This window comes from Pannus brasiliensis CCIBt3594, from assembly GCF_036688125.1.
Lineage (GTDB): Bacteria > Cyanobacteriota > Cyanobacteriia > Cyanobacteriales > Microcystaceae > Pannus > Pannus brasiliensis.
Genome location: NZ_JBAFSM010000045.1, coordinates 1 through 20,039, shown reverse-complemented (window position 1 = coordinate 20,039; position 20,039 = coordinate 1). Strand labels below are relative to the sequence as shown.

At 49.9% G+C, this 20,039-nt stretch carries 16 protein-coding genes and 2 pseudogenes; 8 read left to right on the top strand and 10 right to left on the bottom strand.

Going from position 1 to position 20,039, the window contains the following annotated elements; translation table 11 throughout:
* Positions 1 to 24: 24 nt before the first annotated feature.
* Entirely contained in the window at positions 25 to 663 is a 639-nt protein-coding gene (locus V0288_RS19310) for a histidine phosphatase family protein (protein WP_332866796.1), read from the bottom strand.
* Positions 664 to 898: 235 nt separating this feature from the next.
* Between V0288_RS19310 and V0288_RS25180 the strand changes: the two are divergent.
* The 3 genes and pseudogenes from V0288_RS25180 to queD all read left to right on the top strand — a co-directional run.
* A pseudogene (locus V0288_RS25180) lies at positions 899 to 979 on the top strand (DUF5763 domain-containing protein); the annotation flags it as partial.
* 72 nt (positions 980 to 1,051) lie between these two features.
* Positions 1,052 to 1,897 carry an AbiJ-NTD4 domain-containing protein gene (locus V0288_RS19305; RefSeq protein ID WP_332866795.1) on the top strand — a complete coding sequence of 282 codons (846 nt, stop codon included), beginning with the start codon at positions 1,052 to 1,054 and terminating at the stop codon, positions 1,895 to 1,897.
* 120 nt (positions 1,898 to 2,017) lie between these two features.
* A complete protein-coding gene (gene queD / locus V0288_RS19300) occupies positions 2,018 to 2,395 on the top strand; it encodes a 6-carboxytetrahydropterin synthase QueD (RefSeq protein WP_332866794.1) in 378 nt (125 codons plus the stop codon).
* Positions 2,396 to 2,526: 131 nt separating this feature from the next.
* Here the strand turns inward: queD and rpsF are convergent, their stop codons facing one another.
* The gene (gene rpsF, locus V0288_RS19295) at positions 2,527 to 2,916 is read right to left on the bottom strand and encodes a 30S ribosomal protein S6 (RefSeq protein ID WP_332866793.1); all 390 of its coding nucleotides are present in this window, start codon (positions 2,914 to 2,916) and stop codon (positions 2,527 to 2,529) included.
* Between the two features lie 148 nt (positions 2,917 to 3,064).
* Between rpsF and V0288_RS19290 the strand changes: the two genes are divergently transcribed.
* Positions 3,065 to 3,904: a fumarylacetoacetate hydrolase family protein gene (locus V0288_RS19290; protein ID WP_332866792.1), complete on the top strand. Its 840-nt coding sequence runs from the start codon at positions 3,065 to 3,067 to the stop codon at positions 3,902 to 3,904.
* Here V0288_RS19290 and V0288_RS19285 read toward each other — a convergent pair.
* Both V0288_RS19285 and V0288_RS19280 read right to left on the bottom strand, forming a co-directional pair.
* Positions 3,892 to 6,516: a DNA polymerase III subunit alpha gene (locus V0288_RS19285; RefSeq protein ID WP_332866791.1), complete on the bottom strand. Its 2,625-nt coding sequence runs from the start codon at positions 6,514 to 6,516 to the stop codon at positions 3,892 to 3,894. The genes V0288_RS19290 and V0288_RS19285 overlap by 13 nt on opposite strands.
* A 5-nt stretch (positions 6,517 to 6,521) precedes the next feature.
* Positions 6,522 to 7,352, bottom strand: coding sequence for an amino acid ABC transporter substrate-binding protein (locus tag V0288_RS19280; RefSeq protein ID WP_332866790.1), 831 nt, complete (start codon positions 7,350 to 7,352; stop codon positions 6,522 to 6,524).
* A 141-nt stretch (positions 7,353 to 7,493) separates the two neighbouring features.
* On the opposite strand from V0288_RS19280, the gene V0288_RS19275 reads away from it, so the two are divergent.
* On the top strand, positions 7,494 to 8,147 hold the full coding sequence (locus V0288_RS19275; RefSeq protein WP_332866789.1) for a Uma2 family endonuclease: 654 nt from the start codon (positions 7,494 to 7,496) through the stop codon (positions 8,145 to 8,147).
* A gap of 215 nt (positions 8,148 to 8,362) precedes the next feature.
* Positions 8,363 to 9,613, top strand: coding sequence for a vWA domain-containing protein (locus V0288_RS19270; RefSeq protein WP_332866788.1), 1,251 nt, complete (start codon positions 8,363 to 8,365; stop codon positions 9,611 to 9,613).
* A gap of 15 nt (positions 9,614 to 9,628) precedes the next feature.
* On the opposite strand, the gene V0288_RS19265 is transcribed toward V0288_RS19270, so the two are convergent.
* Entirely contained in the window at positions 9,629 to 10,519 is an 891-nt protein-coding gene (locus V0288_RS19265) for a DMT family transporter (RefSeq protein WP_332866787.1), read from the bottom strand.
* Between the two features lie 100 nt (positions 10,520 to 10,619).
* On the opposite strand from V0288_RS19265, the gene V0288_RS19260 reads away from it, so the two are divergent.
* Positions 10,620 to 11,426, top strand: coding sequence for a Uma2 family endonuclease (locus V0288_RS19260; RefSeq protein ID WP_332866786.1), 807 nt, complete (start codon positions 10,620 to 10,622; stop codon positions 11,424 to 11,426).
* Here the strand turns inward: V0288_RS19260 and mfd are convergent.
* The 3 genes from mfd to V0288_RS19245 all read right to left on the bottom strand — a co-directional run bounded on the left by mfd (position 11,423) and on the right by V0288_RS19245 (position 16,649).
* Complete coding sequence (gene mfd / locus V0288_RS19255; RefSeq protein WP_332866785.1) at positions 11,423 to 14,920, bottom strand: transcription-repair coupling factor; 3,498 nt, start codon at positions 14,918 to 14,920, stop codon at positions 11,423 to 11,425. The genes V0288_RS19260 and mfd overlap by 4 nt on opposite strands.
* 103 nt (positions 14,921 to 15,023) lie before the next feature.
* Complete coding sequence (locus V0288_RS19250) at positions 15,024 to 15,584, bottom strand: HPP family protein (protein ID WP_332866784.1); 561 nt, start codon at positions 15,582 to 15,584, stop codon at positions 15,024 to 15,026.
* Positions 15,585 to 16,034: 450 nt separating this feature from the next.
* Entirely contained in the window at positions 16,035 to 16,649 is a 615-nt protein-coding gene (locus tag V0288_RS19245; RefSeq protein WP_332866783.1) for a PEP-CTERM sorting domain-containing protein, read from the bottom strand.
* A gap of 248 nt (positions 16,650 to 16,897) precedes the next feature.
* Here V0288_RS19245 and V0288_RS19240 point away from each other — a divergent pair.
* A pseudogene (locus tag V0288_RS19240) lies at positions 16,898 to 17,047 on the top strand (element excision factor XisI family protein); the annotation flags it as partial.
* A gap of 211 nt (positions 17,048 to 17,258) precedes the next feature.
* On the opposite strand, the gene V0288_RS19235 reads toward V0288_RS19240, so the two are convergent.
* Entirely contained in the window at positions 17,259 to 17,690 is a 432-nt protein-coding gene (locus V0288_RS19235; protein WP_332866781.1) for a response regulator, read from the bottom strand.
* A 31-nt stretch (positions 17,691 to 17,721) separates the two neighbouring features.
* Positions 17,722 to 19,902, bottom strand: a complete 2,181-nt coding sequence (locus V0288_RS19230) for a hybrid sensor histidine kinase/response regulator (protein ID WP_332866780.1) — start codon at positions 19,900 to 19,902, stop codon at positions 17,722 to 17,724.
* Positions 19,903 to 20,039: the final 137 nt, after the last annotated feature.

The following is a 20,039-nucleotide window of genomic DNA, read 5'->3' as shown; positions in this document are numbered from 1 at the left end:
TTTGACGTTTGGCGGTTAACTCGATCAGGTTCCCACCCGCGCGCGCAGATCGGGACGGAGATGGGAGCGATCGCCCATGACGTGAAATAGGGGCCCGTGTTCGGAGAGTTCCACGATCGTCAACGAGGCGACGGGCATGGCGATCCGATCGCGGTAGCGTCCCACGTCGATCCCCAAGAGAGAACAGAGCATGATCCGGATGGTGGCTTTATGAGAGACGACGAGAACGTTGCCGGTTTCGTGACGGTGTTCGATCTCCTCTAGCACTTCCGAACTTCGGCGGGCGATATCGATGCCTTTTTCCCCTCCCGTCGGCGGATTCCAGCCCGGATCGGCTAACCAGCGCACGTAATCGTCGTGAAATTCCCGCGTCACTTCGGCGGCGGTTTTTCCCTCCCATTGTCCGTAGGCGATTTCTTTTAATCCCTCGCGTTTTTCGAGGGGAACGCCTACCAGTTCGCTCATTATGGTGGCGGTGGCGAGGGTACGTTGGAGAGGGCTACAATAAATCGCCGTCCAGGGCAGATCCCGATAGGCGAGGGCGAAATCCTCGGCCATCTCGTACCCCGCGGGGGTGAGTTCGAGATTCAACCGACCGCAAAAACTACCGACCTGACTGGCGGTGGTTTCCCCGTGTCGCAGAAAGTAAAGCTTGAGCGTCATGGTTATGGCGAGGTTATGGCGAGATTATCGGTTTTTCGGCGATCGATCTACTGGCGGGTAGGGATTAACTCAAGTGTAAACAAAAGACGCGACGATCGATCGGGATGTTGGGCGAGAGAGCGAACCGATCTGACGTTACTTGTCAGTTAGAGTCACTAAAACACTTTTTCTTGAGTTATCCTAGAGATCGTATCGTCCTCGAAAATCCACAATTTTAAATCTGATTTCAACTCAAATGCCATCAGCTAAGTGCAAAGCAACAACAAAATCCGGTACGAGATGCCAACAAGATGCGGGAGCGTCGGGGTACTGTTCTCTTCACGATCCCGAAATAATCGCCGAACGTGAAAATCAGAAGCGAATTCAGGAACGAAAATCGAAGTTCGTGATGCCGGTGAAAAGCTTCAGCCAAAGACGGGGGCTGAAACCCGTGGTTATCCAGCTTGAGGGAATGAATCAAAACTTAAAAAACTCTCTTTGGAATCTTTTAAGTGAAAATGTTTTTTTAAAAAACTCGACCAATAAATCAATAGCAATTTATATAAAAATGTTATGGAAAGATTTTTTTAAATATAGATTAGACGACTTACTAATCGATTTTGGTTTTATACATAAATTTGCTATATTTGATAGACTTGATAGAAATACTATTGATGAAATTCAACAACAAATTCAACAACAATACGACTATCTCAAATGGCATGAGATCTATGATTTTTTTGAATTTACACTTAACTATTTTGAAAGTATTAAATTGGTAGAAGCAGTAAATCGTGTATTGGAAAGAGAGCTTTCTGGATATCGGTTTATCGAAGGAGTTTTCACCGAGATAACGGACGAGCGAGAAATTGAGATTTTACAGGAAGAGATATCCGATACGAATTTTCCCGCGGTATCGAGACATCTACAACGAGCGCTGGAGTTAATGAGCGATCGAAAAAACCCTGACTATCGGAATTCTATCAAAGAATCGATTTCCGCGGTAGAGAGTCTCGCAAAAGAAATTACCCAAAAGCCAAAAGCAACGTTAAGTCAAGCTCTTAATGTTTTAGAAAGCTCTAAAAATCTTCATCCTGCCCTGAAAGAATCATTTTTAAAACTATACGCCTATACAAGTGATGAAGGTGGGATTAGACACGCCATGTTAACCGAACCAGACCTTACGTTAGCCGATGCGAGATTTTTTCTTCTCTCCTGTACGTCTTTTATTAATTATTTAAAATCCAAACTCTAGCAAAAAATATTTTCAACGAAGGGCTAAAATATTTGCTAAAATAGTTTTTGGATCAAAGCTAATAAAAAAATAGAATTTCAAAATTTAGTCTATTCGACTGAATTTAATTAAAAAATTGCGATGGAAGAATGGATTATTTATAAAGAGTTCCGTTTTGAAGCGGCGCATAAATTGCCCCATCACGAGGGAAAATGTCGCCGTCTTCACGGTCATAGCTGGATCGGACGGGTTCACATTAAAGGAAACGCGTTACAAACCGCCGGATCGCAGAAAGATATGATTCTCGATTTCGGTATTTTGAGCGAGTATCTGAAACCTTTAGTCGAGGATTTTCTCGACCATCACTATCTCAACGAGACCACGGGGCTAGAAAATCCCACCAGCGAGGCGATCGCGCGATGGATCTACGAGAAACTAGAGGTGCTAGGATTACCCGGACTCCACGCGGTCGAGATTCACGAGACCTGTACCTCGGGATGCGTGTACCGGAAGATGTAGGGGGAGTTTTTGGGGAAAAGGGGAAGGGGAAAAGGGAAAAGGCCATTTTTCCTCCTTTCACCGATTCTCCTGCCTATTGATTTTTGGTGGGTTACGCTTCGCTAACCCACCCTACGGGTCTATCCCGGAGATTATTCTTCCGCGGAGAGGCCGTCGTCGTCCGCTTCGTCATCGACTACGGGGGTGGGGGGGATTTCGGTGACGGGGGAGAGATCGGCGGGGGGTTCGACGACTCGATCGAGTTTCAGGGTGAGATAACGGATCACCTCGTCACTGAGACGCATGGCGCGTTCCATCGGGGCGACCTGTTTGCCGAGGGCCTGATAGTTCATCTGAACGTACACGCCATCGTTAAATTTGCCGATGGGATAGGCCAGACGTTTTTTACCCCAGACTTTTACCTGGATATCGGTCGCGCCGTGTTCGCCGATCAGATCCCGATAGCGTCCCACTTCCTGCTGGAGCTGGTCTTCACCGAGGTCGGGACGTACAATGTAAAGCGTTTCGTAATTACTGCTCATGTCAGACAATCCTTATGGACAAAGAGGCTTCTTTGTCAAGGACTAGATAGAATTGATTTAAGGAACTCTCTAGCCTTTAATAAAGAAGCAAGGATATCCGATCTTACTATTATCGGAGATTCGATCGCTAGTCATCCCCGAAAAAAATATGGCGCAACGCTATGTACGGGTGAAATACCGTCAAGGACAGATCTTCTACGGACTGCTACAACTCAATCGTAGCGTTGCCGTCTTCGATGCCCCCCCGTGGATGGGAGGACAGTTAACGACACTGGAACTCGAACCCGATACCTATCAATTCCTTTCTCCCTGTCTTCCCTCGAAAATCGTCGCCGTGGGCAAAAATTACCGGGCCCACGCGGCCGAGATGGGCGGTTCCGTCCCCGAGGAACCGTTACTCTTTCTCAAACCCCCCACCACGGTGATCGCGGACGGACAATCGATTTTTTACCCGCCACAATCGGAAAGGGTCGATTACGAGGGAGAACTCGCGCTGATTATCGGCGAGACGGCGAAAAACTGCACGATCGCCCAGGCGAGGAGCAAGATCTGGGGCTATACGGTGGCTAACGATGTCACGGCTAGGGATTTACAGCGCAAGGATAGCCAATGGACGAGGGCGAAAGGATTCGATAGTTTTTGCCCTCTCGGCCCCTGGATCGTCCGGGAACTGAGTATCGGCGCGAAACTGATGACTTTTCTCAACGGGGAAGTGGAACCGCGACAGTCAGCCTACCTCAGCGATATGGTTTTCGCGCCGGATGTTCTGGTTTCCTACATTTCCCAGGTGATGACCCTGCTACCGGGAGACGTGATTCTCACCGGAACCCCGGAGGGAATCGGCCCGATGGCGATCGGGGATACGGTGAGGGTGGAGATCGAGGGGATCGGGGTGTTGGAAAATCCCGTGATCGCGGGGGAATCCCTGCCTCCGGTGGTGACGAAAAATATTTCCGAGACGATCGTGACGGAAGATCAGATTCCTTGAAGTTGGCGGAGTTCTAGCCCTTTTTGGAAAATTTCCTCGATCGGGAGCATTTCGCCGTCCTCGGTCATGAATTTGTGATCTTTGGTGGCTTTAATCGTCGTTCCGTCTTCTAGCTTGTACTCGAAGATTTCTTGATTTCCCCGATCGTGCCATTGGGCGATCGGTCGCATGTGGATCAGTCCGTTTTCATCGACGCTGTAAACGGTACAGGGAATTCGTTCTTTGACGATTTTCTCGATCGGTAATAATCCGTACTCGACGGTTAAAAGTAACGTATCACCGCTTAAACAATATTCGGCGAACTTAACCATCTGCTCGAATAAATTTTCGGCGATGCGGCGATCGACCCCGTTTTTCGCCGATCCATCGATAAAAACCTCGCGATGTTTGGCCATTTCCGAGGCTTTTTTCTTACCCATCGCCCGACGCAGTAGATCCGCTTCCCCGAGGGAATACCCCGCGAGATCCTGCGCCATTTTCATGATCTGTTCTTGATAGACGAGAACGGCGTAGGTTTCTTTTAAAATCGGTTCGAGTAAGGGATGCTCGAAACGGATCTGTTCGCGTCCGTGTTTGCGATCGATAAATTTCGGGATCAGTCCCGCGTCTAAGGGACCCGGACGATAGAGCGCGAGAATAGAGGAAATATCCTCGATCCCCGACGGTTTCAAATCCCGGACGATCTGTTTCATCCCCGAGGATTCTAACTGGAAGATCCCTTCTAAATCCCCGTCTTCTAGCAATCCGTGGGTTTTCACGATATCGGGCGGGAGTTTTTTAATCGAACCTTTCGATAAAATTTGTAGGGCTTTTCTTTCATCTAGAGGTAATTGATCGAGATCGAGTTCTACGCCCCGATTCTGTTTGATCAATTCCGCCGCTTTCTTCAGGGTCGTTAGATTTCGTAAGCCGAGAAAGTCCATTTTTAGAAGACCCAAAGATTCGAGATCTTCCATGAAATATTGAGTGATAACCGCCCCATCATTGTTTGTCTGAAGGGGAACCACTTCATCTAACGGTTGGGAAGAAATCACCACTCCCGCGGCGTGAACCCCGAAAGTTTTGTTCGTTCCCTCGATACGGATCGCCATATCGAGCCAGTGGCGGACTTGCGGATCGCTATCGTATCTTTCCTTGAATTCGGGTTCGGGGGTCGCGTCGGAAACCATCACTTTTAACGGCGTGGGTTTGCCCCGAGAAACGGGAATCAATTTCGCCATTTTATCCGATTCCGAATAGGGAATATCTAACACCCGCGCCACGTCTTTTAAAACCGCTTTCGAGGTCATGCGGTTAAAGGTGATAATCTGGGCGACGTTCGATTCCCCGTATTTTTCGGTAACATACCGGATCATTTCATCCCGTCTCTCGATACAGAAATCCGTATCGATATCGGGCATGGATTTCCGTTCGGGATTTAGGAATCGCTCGAAAAGTAAGCCGTGATGGACGGGATCGATGTTGGTGATTTTCAGCGCGTAGGCGACGAGAGAACCCGCGGCGGAACCCCGACCCGGCCCGACGGGAATATCGTGATCTCGGGCGTATTTAATATAGTCCCACACCACGAGAAAATAGGTAGAGAAACCCATTTTCTGAAGCATTTTTAACTCGTATTCCAAGCGTTCTTTATATACGGGTTCGATCTCGGCGCGGGAACGACATTTCATGCGATCGAGTAATCCCTGCCAGGAAATTTCTTCCACGTAACTATCGGCGGTATGTCCCGCGGGAACGGGATAATTCGGGAGTCGAGGTTCGCCGAAAATGTTGTAGGGTTCGACTTTTTCGGCGACTTCTAAGGTATTGGCGATCGCTTCCTCGATTACCTCTTCCGATAGATGGTCGCGGAACAGTAATCGCATCTCGTCCGCGGATTTTAAATACTCTGTCCCACTGTAGCGGAGGCGTTTTTCTTCGGTGATCGATTTGCCCGTTTGAATACAGAGTAACGCGTCGTGCGCCTCCACATCGTAACAGGAAATAAAGTGCGAATCGTTGGTGGCGACGATTTTAATGCCTAGTTCCTTGGCGATTTTAACGATCTCCACGTTGACGATCCGATCTTCTTTCGAGCCGTGATCTTGAATTTCTAGATAATAATCATCGCCGAATAGTTTTTTATACCATTTGGCGACTTCCCGCGCGTGTTTCTTGTCGTTATTTAAAATCGCTTGGGGAATCTCTCCCCCTAAACAGGCACTCGTGATGATCAATCCCTCGTGATACTCTTGCAGGAGTTCTTTATTAATACAGGGACGGGCGAAAATTCCTTTTCCTTGAATACCTTTGAGGTTAGAGATCGTGGTGAGTTTAACGAGATTTTTATAGCCCTGGGTGTTTTTAGCGAGAACGACTTGATGGTATCTTTTAATTCGTTGCTTGACCTCGATATCGCCGTTGATGACGTACATCTCGTTGCCGATAATCGGTTTCACGTTTTTATTGCGGCAGATTTTAATCAGTTCGATCGCCCCGTACATTACGCCGTGATCGGTGAGGGCGACCGCGGGCTGGCCGAGTTCGATCGCTCGATCGACTAACGCGGGAATCTGCGACGCGCCATCGAGAAGACTGTAATCGCTGTGAATATGTAAACCGACAAAGGTCATAGATTCTACGGTTCGCTCAAAATCGTGTAGGGAAAAGCGCTCTTCTTAACATTAAACCATCGTTCCCGAAGACGGCGATTTTCTTCACTGCCGATGACACTATCGACGAGATTTTTCCATTCGGGGTCATTTTTCGGCAGGATACAGCCGTATAGTTCCGTGGTGATCGGTTGACGGGGCATAAGGGCGAACTGTCTCGGATTTCCTCCCTGTCGCACGATTTCACCGACCAGGAGAATGCCGTCACTGACGATCGCTTTCACCTCGCCTTTTTTCAGTTTCGTCACTCCCTCCGCGCGATCGCTCACGACACGCCAATCGGCGAAGGGATATATCTGGCGTAAAATATCGGCGGTGGTAGTATTGGCGAGATAAGCGATGCTAATTCCTTTAAGAGTGCCATTAATATTCACTTTTGCAATATTATCGCTTCTTACCAAAAATTGCGCCCCGGTGATGAAGTAGGGAATGGAAAAATCGACGGTTTGCAGTCTTTCCTCGGTGATCGTGGCCGCGTTGCAGGAAATATCGGTTTTTCCCGCCTCTATCTGACGGAAACGGCTGTCTAGGTTCGATTCCACGACCGTTAGTTTCACCGGCTTGTGTAAGCGGGTTTCTAGACGACGTTGTATCAGTTTGGTTAACTCGAATCCGTATCCCGTCCACTGTCCGGTTTTGCTGTCGAGGTAGCTGAATGGGATCGCGTCTTTTCGGGTTCCGACGCGTAATTCCCCGGTTCGATCGATCCGCTGGAGGACGGTTTCGGCGATCGCTTTCAGAGGAAATATCGGGAAAAATAGGTAGATTATGGCAATAAAGACGGCTTTTTTTAGCATTGTTCGGCTTGGATGGCAAAGAATTTTCCTATTATAGCCGTCAGCCCCCCGCGAATAACGGTTAGGGCGCGAAAACCTTCTCCCGGAAAGCCGACCGCTCGATCGGATTACAATAAAGTTATCCCCGACCCCGGTGAATTTATGAGCCAGCTACAGCAAGAAATTCTCGCCGATACTTGGGTGAAAGCGACATGGGAGGAGTATTTACAGGCGATCGAACAAGTCGATCGCTCCGGAACGTATTATAAAAGTTACTATTCCGACGGATATTACCGATTAGAAATGACACCGATCGGCAACGACCACGCTTGCGATCATACTATCGTCGTGTATACCGTAAATCTTTACGGTACACTTAAAAACCTCGATTTTCAAGGACGGGATAATTGTTCCTATCGAAAAATGGGGGTTCGGGAAGTACAACCCGACGCGTCTTATTATTTCGGTTCCAAAGCCGATATTATTCCCTACGGAACCTCGATTATCGATCTCGATGTCTATCCGGCACCCGATCTAGTGATCGAGGTTTCTAACACGACAATCGCGGACGATCTGGGGAATAAACGGTTATTATACGAAGAATTAGGGGTTTCGGAATACTGGGTAGTCGATGTGGTAAACGCGCGGGTGATCGCGTTCGCGATGCTCGAACGAGGCAGTCAACGCGTCGATATTTCTAGGGGTTTGCCCGGATTGTCGATCGCCCTCGTTACTGAAGCGTTACAACGTAGTCGGGAGAATAATCACGGCATCGTCGCGCGGTGGTTGCTGGAACAATTCCAATTGCAAACTTAACACTTTTTTTCGTCCGATCGATAATCGAGTTCAGTAAAATGTGAAGAGAAAAAAGTTTGATGAATCGTTTCTTAACGTATACACCTCGTGGTTTATCTGTCAAGATACAAAAATTCGATAAGCAAGCTTTTAAACGATTTTAAAACTAATTTATTCTAACTTCTTTCTTTTGAATCCTGCCTCCTGACTCTTGCCTTTTATTCCCTGAAAAATCTATGCACGTAACTCTAAAATCGGCGTTAAGTGATTCCCATCTCGACGCGAATCAAACCAGAAGTCAGCGTCAACTCGCGCTATCGATCGCCGCGACTACCGAACAGGTGGGAACGAGTTTACCGATCAATCTCTGTCTCGTTCTCGATCATAGCGGTTCGATGCGCGGTAGACCTTTGGAAACCGTTAAACAAGCGGCCTTCAGTTTAATAGAATCTCTAGGAGAAAACGATCGACTCTCCGTGATCGCCTTCGATCATCGCGCGAAAGTGATCGTTCCCAATCAATCCGTTAGCGATGTAAAGACGATTACTAAAGCGATCGAACAATTACAAGCCGACGGGGGAACCGCCATCGACGAGGGCATTAAATTAGGAATTCAAGAATCCGCGGCGGGTAGTAAAGATCGCGTTTCCCATATTTTCCTATTAACCGACGGCGAGAATGAACACGGTAATAACGATCGCTGTTTGAAACTCGCGGGGGTCGCGTCGGAATACAGTATTACCGTGAATACGCTCGGTTTCGGCAATCGCTGGAATCAGGATATTCTAGAGAAAATCGCCGATCTCGCGGGCGGAACTCTCGCTTATATCGAACAGCCGGAACAGGCTTTAGTCGAATTTACCCGCCTTTTTAGTCGTTTACAATCGGTCGGGTTAACGAACGCGTATTTAACCTTAGAACTCGATCCCCGCGTCCGTTTGGCGGAGTTAAAACCGATCGCCCAAGTCGCGCCGGACACGATCGAACTCGCGGTACAAACCGAGGGAGATTTTTACACCACCCGTCTCGGGGATCTAATGGTGAACGAGGAAAAAATCGTTTTAGTGAATTTTTATATCTCGCAACTTCCCGCGGGAATGCAGACGATCGCGCGGGTAAAGGTTCGCTACGATGATCCCTCCACCTCACGAACGGGACTGTATTCGGAAACCCTACCGATCACGATCGAATCGCAGGCAATCTATCAGCCACAACCGAACGATCGAGTGCAACAATCGATTCTCACTCTCGCCAAATACCGACAAACGCAAATCGCCGAGGAAAAGCTCAAACAGGGCGATCGAAGCGGCGCGGCCACTTTATTACAAAGCGCGGCCAAAACCGCCTTACAATTGGGAGAGAAAAACGCCGCTACCGTCCTCCAAAACAACGCCACCCGTCTCCAAACCGGCGAGGAACTTAGCGATAGCGACTTGAAGAAAACTCGTATTCTCTCGAAAACAAGATTACAGGACGATGGAAAGTGATCGATTAATTTGAAATCACCGAAATAATAGCCAGATTCCCGCTAGAGCGATCGCTACTCCTAAAATCGATCGAACCCCGATCCGATCTCCCATCATCGCGGCGATCGGTAACACGAATAGGGGACTGGTCGAGGTGAGGGTTTGCGCGATACCGACGGGGGAAAATTTCAGCGCGGTTTGTTGTAGCCAGATGCCTAGATAGGTACTGCCGAAAGCGGTTAAAACGATAATCCCGATTAAACGGGGCGACCAAGCGATCGAGACCGTTTCGCGATGACGGAACGCCATGATCGCGAAAACGATTCCCGTCCCCGCGAGAAGCCGGAAAAGGGTACTCCACAGCGATGACATCCCCGATTCCAGCAACGCGTGACGCGATAACACCGCGCCGGAAGCTTGCGAGGTAGCCGCTACCAATCCCCAAAAAATGCCCGCGCGCCAATTCGATCGATCGCCCGTCTCGATCGTTCTCTCGGAGATAACCCAGGCCACACCGAGAATCGTTAACAAAATGCCGCAATACGCCTGTATTTTCAGCGATTCATCCAAGAAAACCATCGCTAATATCGCGCTAATGGGAGGTGCGAGGGTTTCCAATAAAAGGGTTTTTCGCGGTCCCAACCGGTTGAGCGCGGCGAAATAGGCCGTATCGCCGATCCCGATGCCGATCGCCCCGCTTGTCAACAGGATAAACACGGAAATTTTATCGACGTTTCCTAAAGATTGTTGGCTCAAACCGAGAGTAAAGCCGAGTAATGCGATCGCCACGAGTCCCTTGAGAAAATTCAGCGATAAAGGCGGGATTTTTTGCCCCAAAAGGCTATAAATAGCCGAAGAAATCGCCCAGAGAGCCGCCGCCGCCAAGGCCGCTAACTCCCCCGTGAATCGATCGCTATAGAATTCCATCCCCTACCTATGAAAAGCCGTTCGCCTCGATCGTACCATTACACTAGAAAGGTCAAGGAACGAGATCGATCGAACCCATTCTTTCACCGAGAGGATAACCATGCTCTTGAAATACAATCCCCTCGACTGTCTCCCCAGTGCCGAGGATCTACCCGATTCCGACGATACCCCCGTGGATAACGAACTACAAGATCTAATCCCCCATTTACTCAAAGCCATTCTCGCCCTAATTTGGTCGGAAAGGATGGATTGGTTTTTCGGGGTGGATATGGGCATCTATTACGATCCCAACGAACCCGCTATCGTCCCCGACGGATTTTTAAGCATCGGAGTCCCGCGGATTATCGACGAGGATTTACGCCTATCTTATGTTCTCTGGGAAGAATTAAAACTACCGACACTCGTGATCGAGGTGGTTTCCCACAAGCGACGGGGTGAATACACGAAGAAAAAAGCCTTTTACGAAGAGATGGGAATCCCTTTGTACGTGGTGTATAATCCCCTCCGAAAACGGAAAGCCCGTTTAGAAGTGTATCGACTCGTCAACGGGAAATATGAATTACTGCGAGGCGAACCGGTTTGGTTAGAGGAGTTGGGTTTAGGAATCGGCAGAGAATTCGGTTTTTATCTCGGTATCGACAGAGAATGGTTATATTGGTACGACGAAGCGGGCGATCGCTATCTTAGCCCCGAAGAAAGAATCGTCGAGGGACGAGAGGAGGGAATTAAAGAAGGGAAACGAGCTTTAATTTCCCGAATGATCGAGGAAAAATTTGGACAAGTTCCCGTTTCGATCGAACCGAAAATACAACGATTATCCTCTAGTCAATTAGACGATCTAGCCATCGCTTTATTCGGATTGTCGGAAATCCATCAATTAGAAGAATGGCTCGATCGTTCTCCTTAACTCGCGCTGGGTAATCCATCCTTACACTTCGCCAACCACTCCAACAAACTATCTAATTGTTGTTGCGGTTTCACCAAACCTAACCCCCTCACCGTCACCTGTTTCGGCGTGTAAACGAAACGCGATTGTACGTGTTTGGGAAGGTGTTCCTGTAGGAGTTTCCACGCGGGTTCTTCCATCGGCGTTTCCAGAATAACGTGTTGTTTTCCGTCCGGTTTGATGCGGGAGAAACCGAGGGATTTCGCCAGATGTTTTAACTCGATCACCTTGAATAATTGCTGTACCGCGGAGGGAATCGCGCCGTAGCGATCGAGCAGATCCGCCGCCACTCCCGCTAACGCTTCCTTGGAATCCGCGGTCGCGATCGCGCGGTACACGTCCATTTTCTGTTCCGTATCGGAAATATAATCCCCCGGAATAAACGCGGTCAGTTTCAGATCGATTTGCGTGTCTTCCACTTTCGGGATCTCCTGCCCTTGAATCTCCCGCAAAGCCTCCTGTAACATCTCCATGTACAACTCGAAACCGATCGCTTCCATCTGTCCCGACTGTTCCGCGCCCAATAAATTCCCCACCCCGCGGATCTCCATATCCCGCGTCGCCAACTGATACCCCGATCCCAACTGGGTAAACTCCTGGATCGCTTTCAATCTCTGCCGCGCCGTGTCCGTTAACTCGCCTTTATCCGGGTACAATAACCACGCGTGGGCCTGTACGCCCGATCGACCCACCCGACCTCGCAGTTGATACAACTGCCCCAAGCCGAATTTCTGCGAATCCTCGATAATAATCGTGTTCACCCGCGGAATATCTAACCCCGACTCCACGATCGTCGTACAGACGAGAATATCCGCCTCCGAATTATTAAACGCCAGCATCGTCGTTTCTAATTCGGCCTCGTCCATCTGTCCGTGGGCGATCGAGATCCGCGCCCCCGGTATCATCTGTTGTAATTTGCCGGCGCGTTCCTCGATACCCTCCACTCGCGGCACCACGTAGAACACCTGTCCGCCCCGATCCAACTCGTTGCGGATCGCCGTCCTCACCGCGTCCTCGTTATACGCGGAAAGATGCGTTTGAATCGGACGACGGGACGGGGGCGGCGTGGTAATCAGGCTCATCTCCCGGATGCCCGACAGCGACATATAAAGAGTGCGCGGGATCGGGGTCGCGCTGAGGGTGAGAACATCGACGTGGGTTTTTAAGGCTTTAATTTTCTCCTTCTGATTCACCCCGAAACGCTGTTCCTCGTCGATCACCAACAGCCCTAAATCCTTAAATTCTACGGCTTTACTGAGTAATAACTGCGTACCGACGACGATATCCAGTTCCCCCGTTTTCAATCTCTGCACGATGTCCTTTTTCTCGGAATTGGTGCGGAAACGATTCAACAGACCGATATTGATCGGGTAGGGCGCGAACCGTTCCTTGAGGGTGTGATAGTGTTGTTGGGTGAGAATCGTCGTCGGGGCGAGAAGCGCGACCTGTTTATTCCCCCCGGTGACGGCTTTGAAAATCGCGCGGATGGCGACTTCCGTTTTCCCGAAACCCACGTCGCCGCAGACGAGCCGATCCATCGGTCGATCGCTTTCGAGATCCCGTTTCACGTCCTGTATGGCTTTCAGTTGATCCGCGGTGGCTTGATAGGGGAAAGAATCCTCCAATTCCTCCTGCCACGGGTTATCGGGAGGATAGGCGAAACCTTCTTGTTTGGCGCGTTGGGCGTAGAGTTCGATCAGATCGACGGCGAGTTTTTTCACCGCCTTGCGAACGCGGGTTTTCGTCGCTTCCCAGGCTTTCCCCGAAATATTGTGTAATTCGGGGGGCTGGCTACCGGTGTGACGGTAACGGGAGAGATTATCGAGAGAATCGGCGGGAACGCGTAATATTCCGTCCCCGTACTGGATAACCAGATAATCGCGGGTTTGAATCAAGCCGCTGATGGTACTCTCGACTTTTTCCAGCTTGATAAATTTGCCGATACCGTGATCGCGATGGACCACGAAATCGCCCGGACGCAGTTTATCCACTTCCACCCGCGCGGACGCGGCCCGGCGCCGTTTGCGAATATAGCCCGCGGTGGCTAAAACGTGTTGTCCGAAGAACTCCCGATCGGTAACGACGACGATCCGATAGGTGGGTAGGATAAATCCCTCTAATTCGGCCAATCCCGAATATTTTAGGGCGACGGCGGTATTCTGGATAATCAGTCGATCGATCGCCCCGAAATCGATCGGATTGGGGATGAATTGGGCGGGACAGTCGTGTTCTTGGAGTAAGGAGACGGTACGGGAAGGCTGGGCGGAAACGAGCCACGTAGCGTATTTATTCAGCTTAATCCCGCTATAAACCTCCCGTTTTCCCCGCAGGATCTCCGCGAGTTTGGCGAATTGGTTGGGCGTGGTGGGAATGGGACGACTGGAGAGGTTGACCGCGTTCTCTTTCGACGCTTCCACCAGTTCGGAAAGGTAGAGATGGGGAAATTTTCGGGAGATTTCCAGCGATTCGGCGAAAGGTCGGTGGATTTTGGGCAAAGGTCTCTCTAGTTCTTGCCAGCGTTCCTCGATATAGTCTAGATGTCGATCGCTTCTCGTCTGGCACGATTCCACCTCGTCGAACGCGAGTAGGGTATTTTCGGGCAGATAATCCAACAGGGAAGCCGGTCTCTCGAAAGCTAACCCCAAAAATCTCTGCATTCCCGCGGGATAGATTCCATTCTCGAATTTCTCGACCTCTTCCGGGGTTAAATACTCTCGAAACTCGTTGTCTTTTCCCGTTTCTTCCAAACCCGAAAGGATCATCGACGCGAAACCGGTGGGGGTGAGGAGAAGACCGGGAATCGAATCGAGCGATCGCTGGGTAGACGGGTCAAATTCCCGCAATTTCTCCAACTCATCGCCGAAAAACTCTAAACGGACGGGTAATTCCGCCGAGACGGGAAATATATCGACAATATCGCCCCTTCTACTCCACTGACCCTCGGTTTCGACCAGCGATACCCGTTCGTAACCCAGGCGCGCCAGGCGAACATCGAGATCTTTCGACGCTACCGACATCCCGAGGTGAAAATTTAAAACGTGGGCTTGAAATACGTCCGGGGGAGGAAGATGGGGCTGTAGGGCTTTCTCGGTGGTAACGACGGCGATTCCCGCGCCATCCCGGATTAACGCCGATAAAACCTGCTGTTGTCCCCAGATCATTTCCGACTCGACATCGAAAGCCTCGTAGGGAGAAGCCTCGGAAGTCGGGTAAAAATGGACGCTTTTCCAGCCCATCGCCTCGAATTGGGTCGCCCACCGTCCGGCTTCCTCTAGGGTGGCGCAGACGACACAGAGATTTTTCTCGTCGCGACGGGCTAACGCGGACGATACTAGACCCTTGGGTAAGCGGGAGACACCCGTGAGGGTTAAAGAGCCGTTTTTAGTGAGTTTTTGGAGAAGTTCGGCGGTGAGGGGCGATTTCTCGATCGAGCGAATAACGGAGGAAAAAGTCATCGGGGAAAGTGGCAAAAAAAGAGAGCCGGTTCGGAGCGGATCGCTACTCCGGTCTACTGTGTCTATACTAACGACTTCCCGATCGCTTTTCCGCTTCCCATCCCTATAGCCAATGTCGCGGGTAAGTGTTGCGGGCGACGAGATTCTGAAACAGGTAGGTAGAGAGGACGATCAATATCGATCCCAACAGTACGGGCGTGAGAACGAAATGACCGTCGGCATGACTCATCACTCCCACGAGAGCGACCGCGCCCCCCGGTGGATGAACGGTACGGGTCAATAGCATCACCTTGATCGCGGTGGCCACCGCCAGGGCCATCACCCAGGGTTGGGAACCGAATAGGGAGATGAAAATCACGCACACGATCGAGCTAAACGTATTGCCGAGGATCACGTTCCGGGGTTGGGCGAAGGGACTATCGGGAACCCCGAACACTAACACGGCGGTAGCGCCGAACGGTGCGGCGATGAGGGGATAGCTACTGTAGAGGGAAAGATAGGCGAGGAAAGCGATCCCGAGAAAACTGCCGATATACGAGAAAAGAATCTGTTGGTAGGTAAATTTGGGTTGATAATCTCGATAAGTGAGCTTTATAGTCGATCGAGGCGTTAAAAAACGCTTTCGGAACGGGCGATCGAGAAGTTTCGAGAACGAGGTTTTCATATCCACGGGGCGAGGCGATCGGGAGAACTCGCTTTTATATCAGGATACGCTAACAATGCGAAAAAATGTAGCGATAACTACAGATTTTTCTAATCATCGAGATTTACAACCCTAATTTCCCTCCCCGCTTGTCCGGTTTTTCTATCTTGTGGGGGCAGAGGCCGTAGGATAGGTTAGGTCAGCGGTTCCCACCACGAGGCAATAAACAGGCTGTAGGCGATCGAACCCGTTAACAGGCTAGAAGCCCGTTCCACTATCTAATCATTAATTAAGCCTACTTACTTCAACCCAAAAATCAGAAAAAATCTGCATGGACTATTTTCGGGGAGTAAAAGTGCGACCCATCAAAAAAGGGTCAACCAACGTTAACCCCTACACACCAAATTAATTCAAAAATTCTCGACAACGATGGCATCACAAATCGGTTATCGTTGCCAACCTTAGAGACATTTAAGCCTGTTTTTTCCCTTTAACAGCCAAAGTCCCTAAACCTAACCCTAATAAGGCTAACACGCTACCCGGTTCTGGAGTGGCCTGGCTTTGTTGGGTTTGCTGAGTAAAGGTAGAAGTAGAAGAAGGACAGTTCCCCGGACCATTATCATCTATTGCAACCCCATTAGTATTTTTACAGATTATGAGTTGATTAGCGGAAATATTGAAAGCATTGTAGAAAATACCAACATAATTGGCATTTATGCGATTAGCAAACACATCATTATCAAATGTAGTTAAGGTGGAAGTATCGAGATTGAAACTAAAATCAATACTTCTAGTAAATCCAAAGGAAGAGGGTTGCAACACCCCACCACTCACAACAGTATCTCTAAAAAGAGAAGTAGTGCCGGCGAATAGCTCTAAATCCCAATTAATTAAACCATTTTTATTTATCGTACCGGTCGTTGAGTTAGTGGAGAAATTGAGAACAACTCTGTTAATTCCGTCAACACTAGCCGGTGATAGCGTTAATGTCGTCGTAAAACTTCCTGCATAGGCATTTCCAGCAAAGCCAGCCATACTTAAACTTAAGGCAGTCGCGCTAATGGCTAAAGTATTTCTTAGTTTCATATTTGTCATCCCCCTTAAGAAGTATTTATTAACGCTACAAAACGTAACACAGGGGGAAAGAAATGTCAAGCTCGGTCAAAAAAAATTATATTTTTTAACAAAACCAGCGAATGAACATCCCCGCCGCAAGCGGACGGGGTATCATTTCGCTCGGCTCACACGCGTTGCGGCTCGACCTCGCTCAATAGCACTCTTCGGACGCTATGGTCTTGAAACGCCGAGAGTGGCGGGGAATTAGACCCGAAGAGATTAAAAATGCTAAAATCTGGATTCAACACGATGGAACCGAAGTAGGAATTGCCAATGAATTGGTTAAATTAGGTATTCCTAAAGAAGATATTGTCTTAGCTTTTCACGAACCTTTAATCAGACAATATACAGGGTTTGCAGTGGGTTAATATCGGGGTTCCTACTCGACGTGTTAAGGGTAGGGATGCGAGGTTCGCGCCAAAATGTAACATAGGAAATATTTTTCACTTAATGTCTAAGAGAATCAAATATTGAATTCTCTAAAATCATTTTATCGATCGATAAAAAAATCCTAATTCCCTCGATCGAGGTAGATGTCAGGAATTAGGAATCAGCAACTACAAACCCAAAAAAGCGCGATCAGGTTAACGGTTTGGCGGCCACTTTTTTGGTCGCCAGAACTTTTAACTTAACAACCAACTGCTTTTTAAACTCTTCCGACGATTCGGGACTCGCGCCTTGGGGTTTGGGGATGACATCGACCGCGCCAGATTTCAACACCGTGAAGATATTATCGATATCGCTTTTCTGGACGACGTTACTGAGTACGAGAATCGGTAGGGGATTATGAGCCATGACCTGTTTGATAAACTCGTACCCGTCCATTTTCGGCATCTGTAAATCGGTGCAGATCACTTGGGGCTGAACTTGCGGGATCATGGTCAAGGCTTCGGCTCCATCGAAAGCGGTTCCTACCACATCGATGTCTTTAGAGGATTCGAGAATTTTTTTGTAAACTCCTAACGCGACGGGAGAATCTTCGACGAGTAAAACTTTAACGGGCGCGGGCATGATGGGAATCCTCCATGAATAACTAGGGTGGTTATCGATAGCGATTTTCGATCAATTCTGCCAGAGTTTTCAAGAGAATTTTCTGATCGAAATCACCTTTAGTTAGATAAGCGTTAGCCCCGGCCTCGGCCCCGCGGCGTTTATCTTCCTCGGTGGCCAAGGTGGTGACGAGAACGATCGGTAAGTCCCGATAGTTCTCCTGTTGACGGATTCGGGAGGTCATTTCTAACCCGTTGAGATCGGGCATTTCCACATCAGACACGACGGCGGCGAATGATTCACTCTCTAGTTTTTGTAACCCTTCCCATCCGTTGGTAGCGATCGAGACCTCGTAACCCGCGGTAGTCAACAGACGTTGCAGTTGGGTACGGATCACGATCGAATCTTCGACCAGCAGTAATTTTCGAGAGACGGGATTTTCCTCGATCTCGATAATCGGTGCCGGTCGGAAGCCTTTATTCACCGTTTCTAAGAGGTCTAGGGGATTGAGAAGCGTGCAGACCTCCCCGGTAGTTAGAATGGTCGATCCGGTGACGTTGCGAATCCGTTGGAGGACTTTGCAAGGCGGTTTGATCAGGATTTCCTGTTGGTCGATCGCCTCGTCTACCAGCAACGCGAGACGTTCCTCGCCGACTCTCAAAACGACACAGGGAATCGATTTCTGACTCTCCCCGGCCGCGACCGGAGAACGCGGAACCGTCACCGGAACCTCTAACAGATCCGCCAACCAAGCCACCGTGACGGGACGATCGTTCCACAGCATCACCGATCGACCGTCAGATCGCGAAATTTCTTCCCTCGAAATCAGCCGGACGGTTTCCACCGATTCCACGGGGAGGGAACAGAGGAGATGAGCGACCCGAAGAATTAACACCGAAGTGGTGGCGAGGGTGGCGCGGATCTCGATGCGGAACAGACAACCCATCCCCAGAACCGAAGTCAGGGATAAAGTTCCCTTGAGACGCTCGATCGAGTTCCGAACCGCGTCCAGTCCGATCCCCCGTCCGGAAATCTCCGTCACCCGGTCGCGGGTGGAGAAACCCGGCGCGAAAATCAGCGATCGCAGTTGTTCGTCCGGGAATCGATCGAGTTGTTCCGCGCTATAGAGTCCCCGACGGACGGCGGTATTTTTAATCTTTTCCAGATCCAGGCCGCGACCGTCATCACTAATCTCGATCCCCACCCGACTCCCATCGCTATACCCTCTCAAACGAATCGTCGCTCTCGGCGGTTTCCCGATGGCGATCCGTTCCTCCACCGTCTCGCAACCGTGATCGATAGCGTTCCGGAGAATATGCAGGATCGGGTCTTTCATCTCCTCGATAATCCGTTTATCCGCGGGAATATCGCCCCCCTCGATAATCAGGTCGATTTCCTTGCCCATCTCCCGCGCCAGATCCCGAACCATGCGGGGGAAAAAGGCGAACAGGTTCGACAGGGGTAAGAGACGCAGTTGACGGATACCGGAATCGAGATCGCCGGCGATCGCTTCGAGACGGGCGAAATTTTCGGTCGCGGTGTCTTTCAGGCGATCGAGCAGGATTCCCAGCGTTTCCAGACGCTTTTGATGTCGTTCGATCGGCCCGTCGGCCTCTTTCTGCCAGTCCTCGTAAAGCTCGATCAGATCGTCGATATCGGTCATCTGACGGGCGATCCGGGCGTTGGTCACGGTGAGTTCTCCCGTCTGCCCCATCAATCGATCGAGCTTCCCCGACTCCACGCGGATCGTTTCCAAGGTATCCGGGGTGAAAGAAGATTCCTCGCCGGGAAAAGTATCTTTAGAATTGTCTTCCGTCTCCAGAGAGATTTTCGAGGGCGAATCGGTTTCCGTCCCGTCCTCTCCCGTTAACCGCGCCATCACCTCGACGACATCGATCGCCGCCTTCGTCCCGGTAACGGCCTCGTGAATCAGTTCCCGGAGCGCGTCGAGTCCCCGGTACAGTCGATCGAACAGGTACTCGTTGAGGATCGCCTCGCCCCTCCGCACCCCGGCCACGCGTTCCTCGATCTGGTGGGTGAGTTTTTCGACATCGATCACCCCCAACATCCGGGAATCCCCCTTCAGCGTGTGCGCCTCGCGTAAAAATTCATCGAGGCTCTTACTATCGCGGGGTTGCTTCTCCAGACGCAGTAAACTGGCTTCTAATTTCTGTAATCGTTCCGATGTGGCGGTTTTATAAATATCCCGCAGTTCCTCATCCTCGATAATCATAAGTTTTTCCGCCGTCAGTAGTTCAATATTCAGGAGGCAGGGGGTAGGAGGCAGGAGGCAGGAGGCAGGAGTCAGGAGTCAGGAGTCAGGAGTCAGGAGCCAGGAGTCAGGAGTCAGGAGCCAGGAGTCAGGAGTCA

What these genes read in the sequence shown, in the direction of transcription:
- V0288_RS19310 (WP_332866796.1), bottom strand. Translation starts at nt 663, where the DNA reads ATGACGCTCAAGCTTTACTTTCTGCGACACGGGGAAACCACCGCCAGT.
- V0288_RS19305 (WP_332866795.1), top strand. Translation starts at nt 1,052, where the DNA reads ATGCCGGTGAAAAGCTTCAGCCAAAGACGGGGGCTGAAACCCGTGGTT.
- queD (WP_332866794.1), top strand. Translation starts at nt 2,018, where the DNA reads ATGGAAGAATGGATTATTTATAAAGAGTTCCGTTTTGAAGCGGCGCAT.
- rpsF (WP_332866793.1), bottom strand. Translation starts at nt 2,916, where the DNA reads ATGAGCAGTAATTACGAAACGCTTTACATTGTACGTCCCGACCTCGGT.
- V0288_RS19290 (WP_332866792.1), top strand. Translation starts at nt 3,065, where the DNA reads ATGGCGCAACGCTATGTACGGGTGAAATACCGTCAAGGACAGATCTTC.
- V0288_RS19285 (WP_332866791.1), bottom strand. Translation starts at nt 6,516, where the DNA reads ATGACCTTTGTCGGTTTACATATTCACAGCGATTACAGTCTTCTCGAT.
- V0288_RS19280 (WP_332866790.1), bottom strand. Translation starts at nt 7,352, where the DNA reads ATGCTAAAAAAAGCCGTCTTTATTGCCATAATCTACCTATTTTTCCCG.
- V0288_RS19275 (WP_332866789.1), top strand. Translation starts at nt 7,494, where the DNA reads ATGAGCCAGCTACAGCAAGAAATTCTCGCCGATACTTGGGTGAAAGCG.
- V0288_RS19270 (WP_332866788.1), top strand. Translation starts at nt 8,363, where the DNA reads ATGCACGTAACTCTAAAATCGGCGTTAAGTGATTCCCATCTCGACGCG.
- V0288_RS19265 (WP_332866787.1), bottom strand. Translation starts at nt 10,519, where the DNA reads ATGGAATTCTATAGCGATCGATTCACGGGGGAGTTAGCGGCCTTGGCG.
- V0288_RS19260 (WP_332866786.1), top strand. Translation starts at nt 10,620, where the DNA reads ATGCTCTTGAAATACAATCCCCTCGACTGTCTCCCCAGTGCCGAGGAT.
- mfd (WP_332866785.1), bottom strand. Translation starts at nt 14,920, where the DNA reads ATGACTTTTTCCTCCGTTATTCGCTCGATCGAGAAATCGCCCCTCACC.
- V0288_RS19250 (WP_332866784.1), bottom strand. Translation starts at nt 15,584, where the DNA reads ATGAAAACCTCGTTCTCGAAACTTCTCGATCGCCCGTTCCGAAAGCGT.
- V0288_RS19245 (WP_332866783.1), bottom strand. Translation starts at nt 16,649, where the DNA reads ATGAAACTAAGAAATACTTTAGCCATTAGCGCGACTGCCTTAAGTTTA.
- V0288_RS19235 (WP_332866781.1), bottom strand. Translation starts at nt 17,690, where the DNA reads ATGCCCGCGCCCGTTAAAGTTTTACTCGTCGAAGATTCTCCCGTCGCG.
- V0288_RS19230 (WP_332866780.1), bottom strand. Translation starts at nt 19,902, where the DNA reads ATGATTATCGAGGATGAGGAACTGCGGGATATTTATAAAACCGCCACA.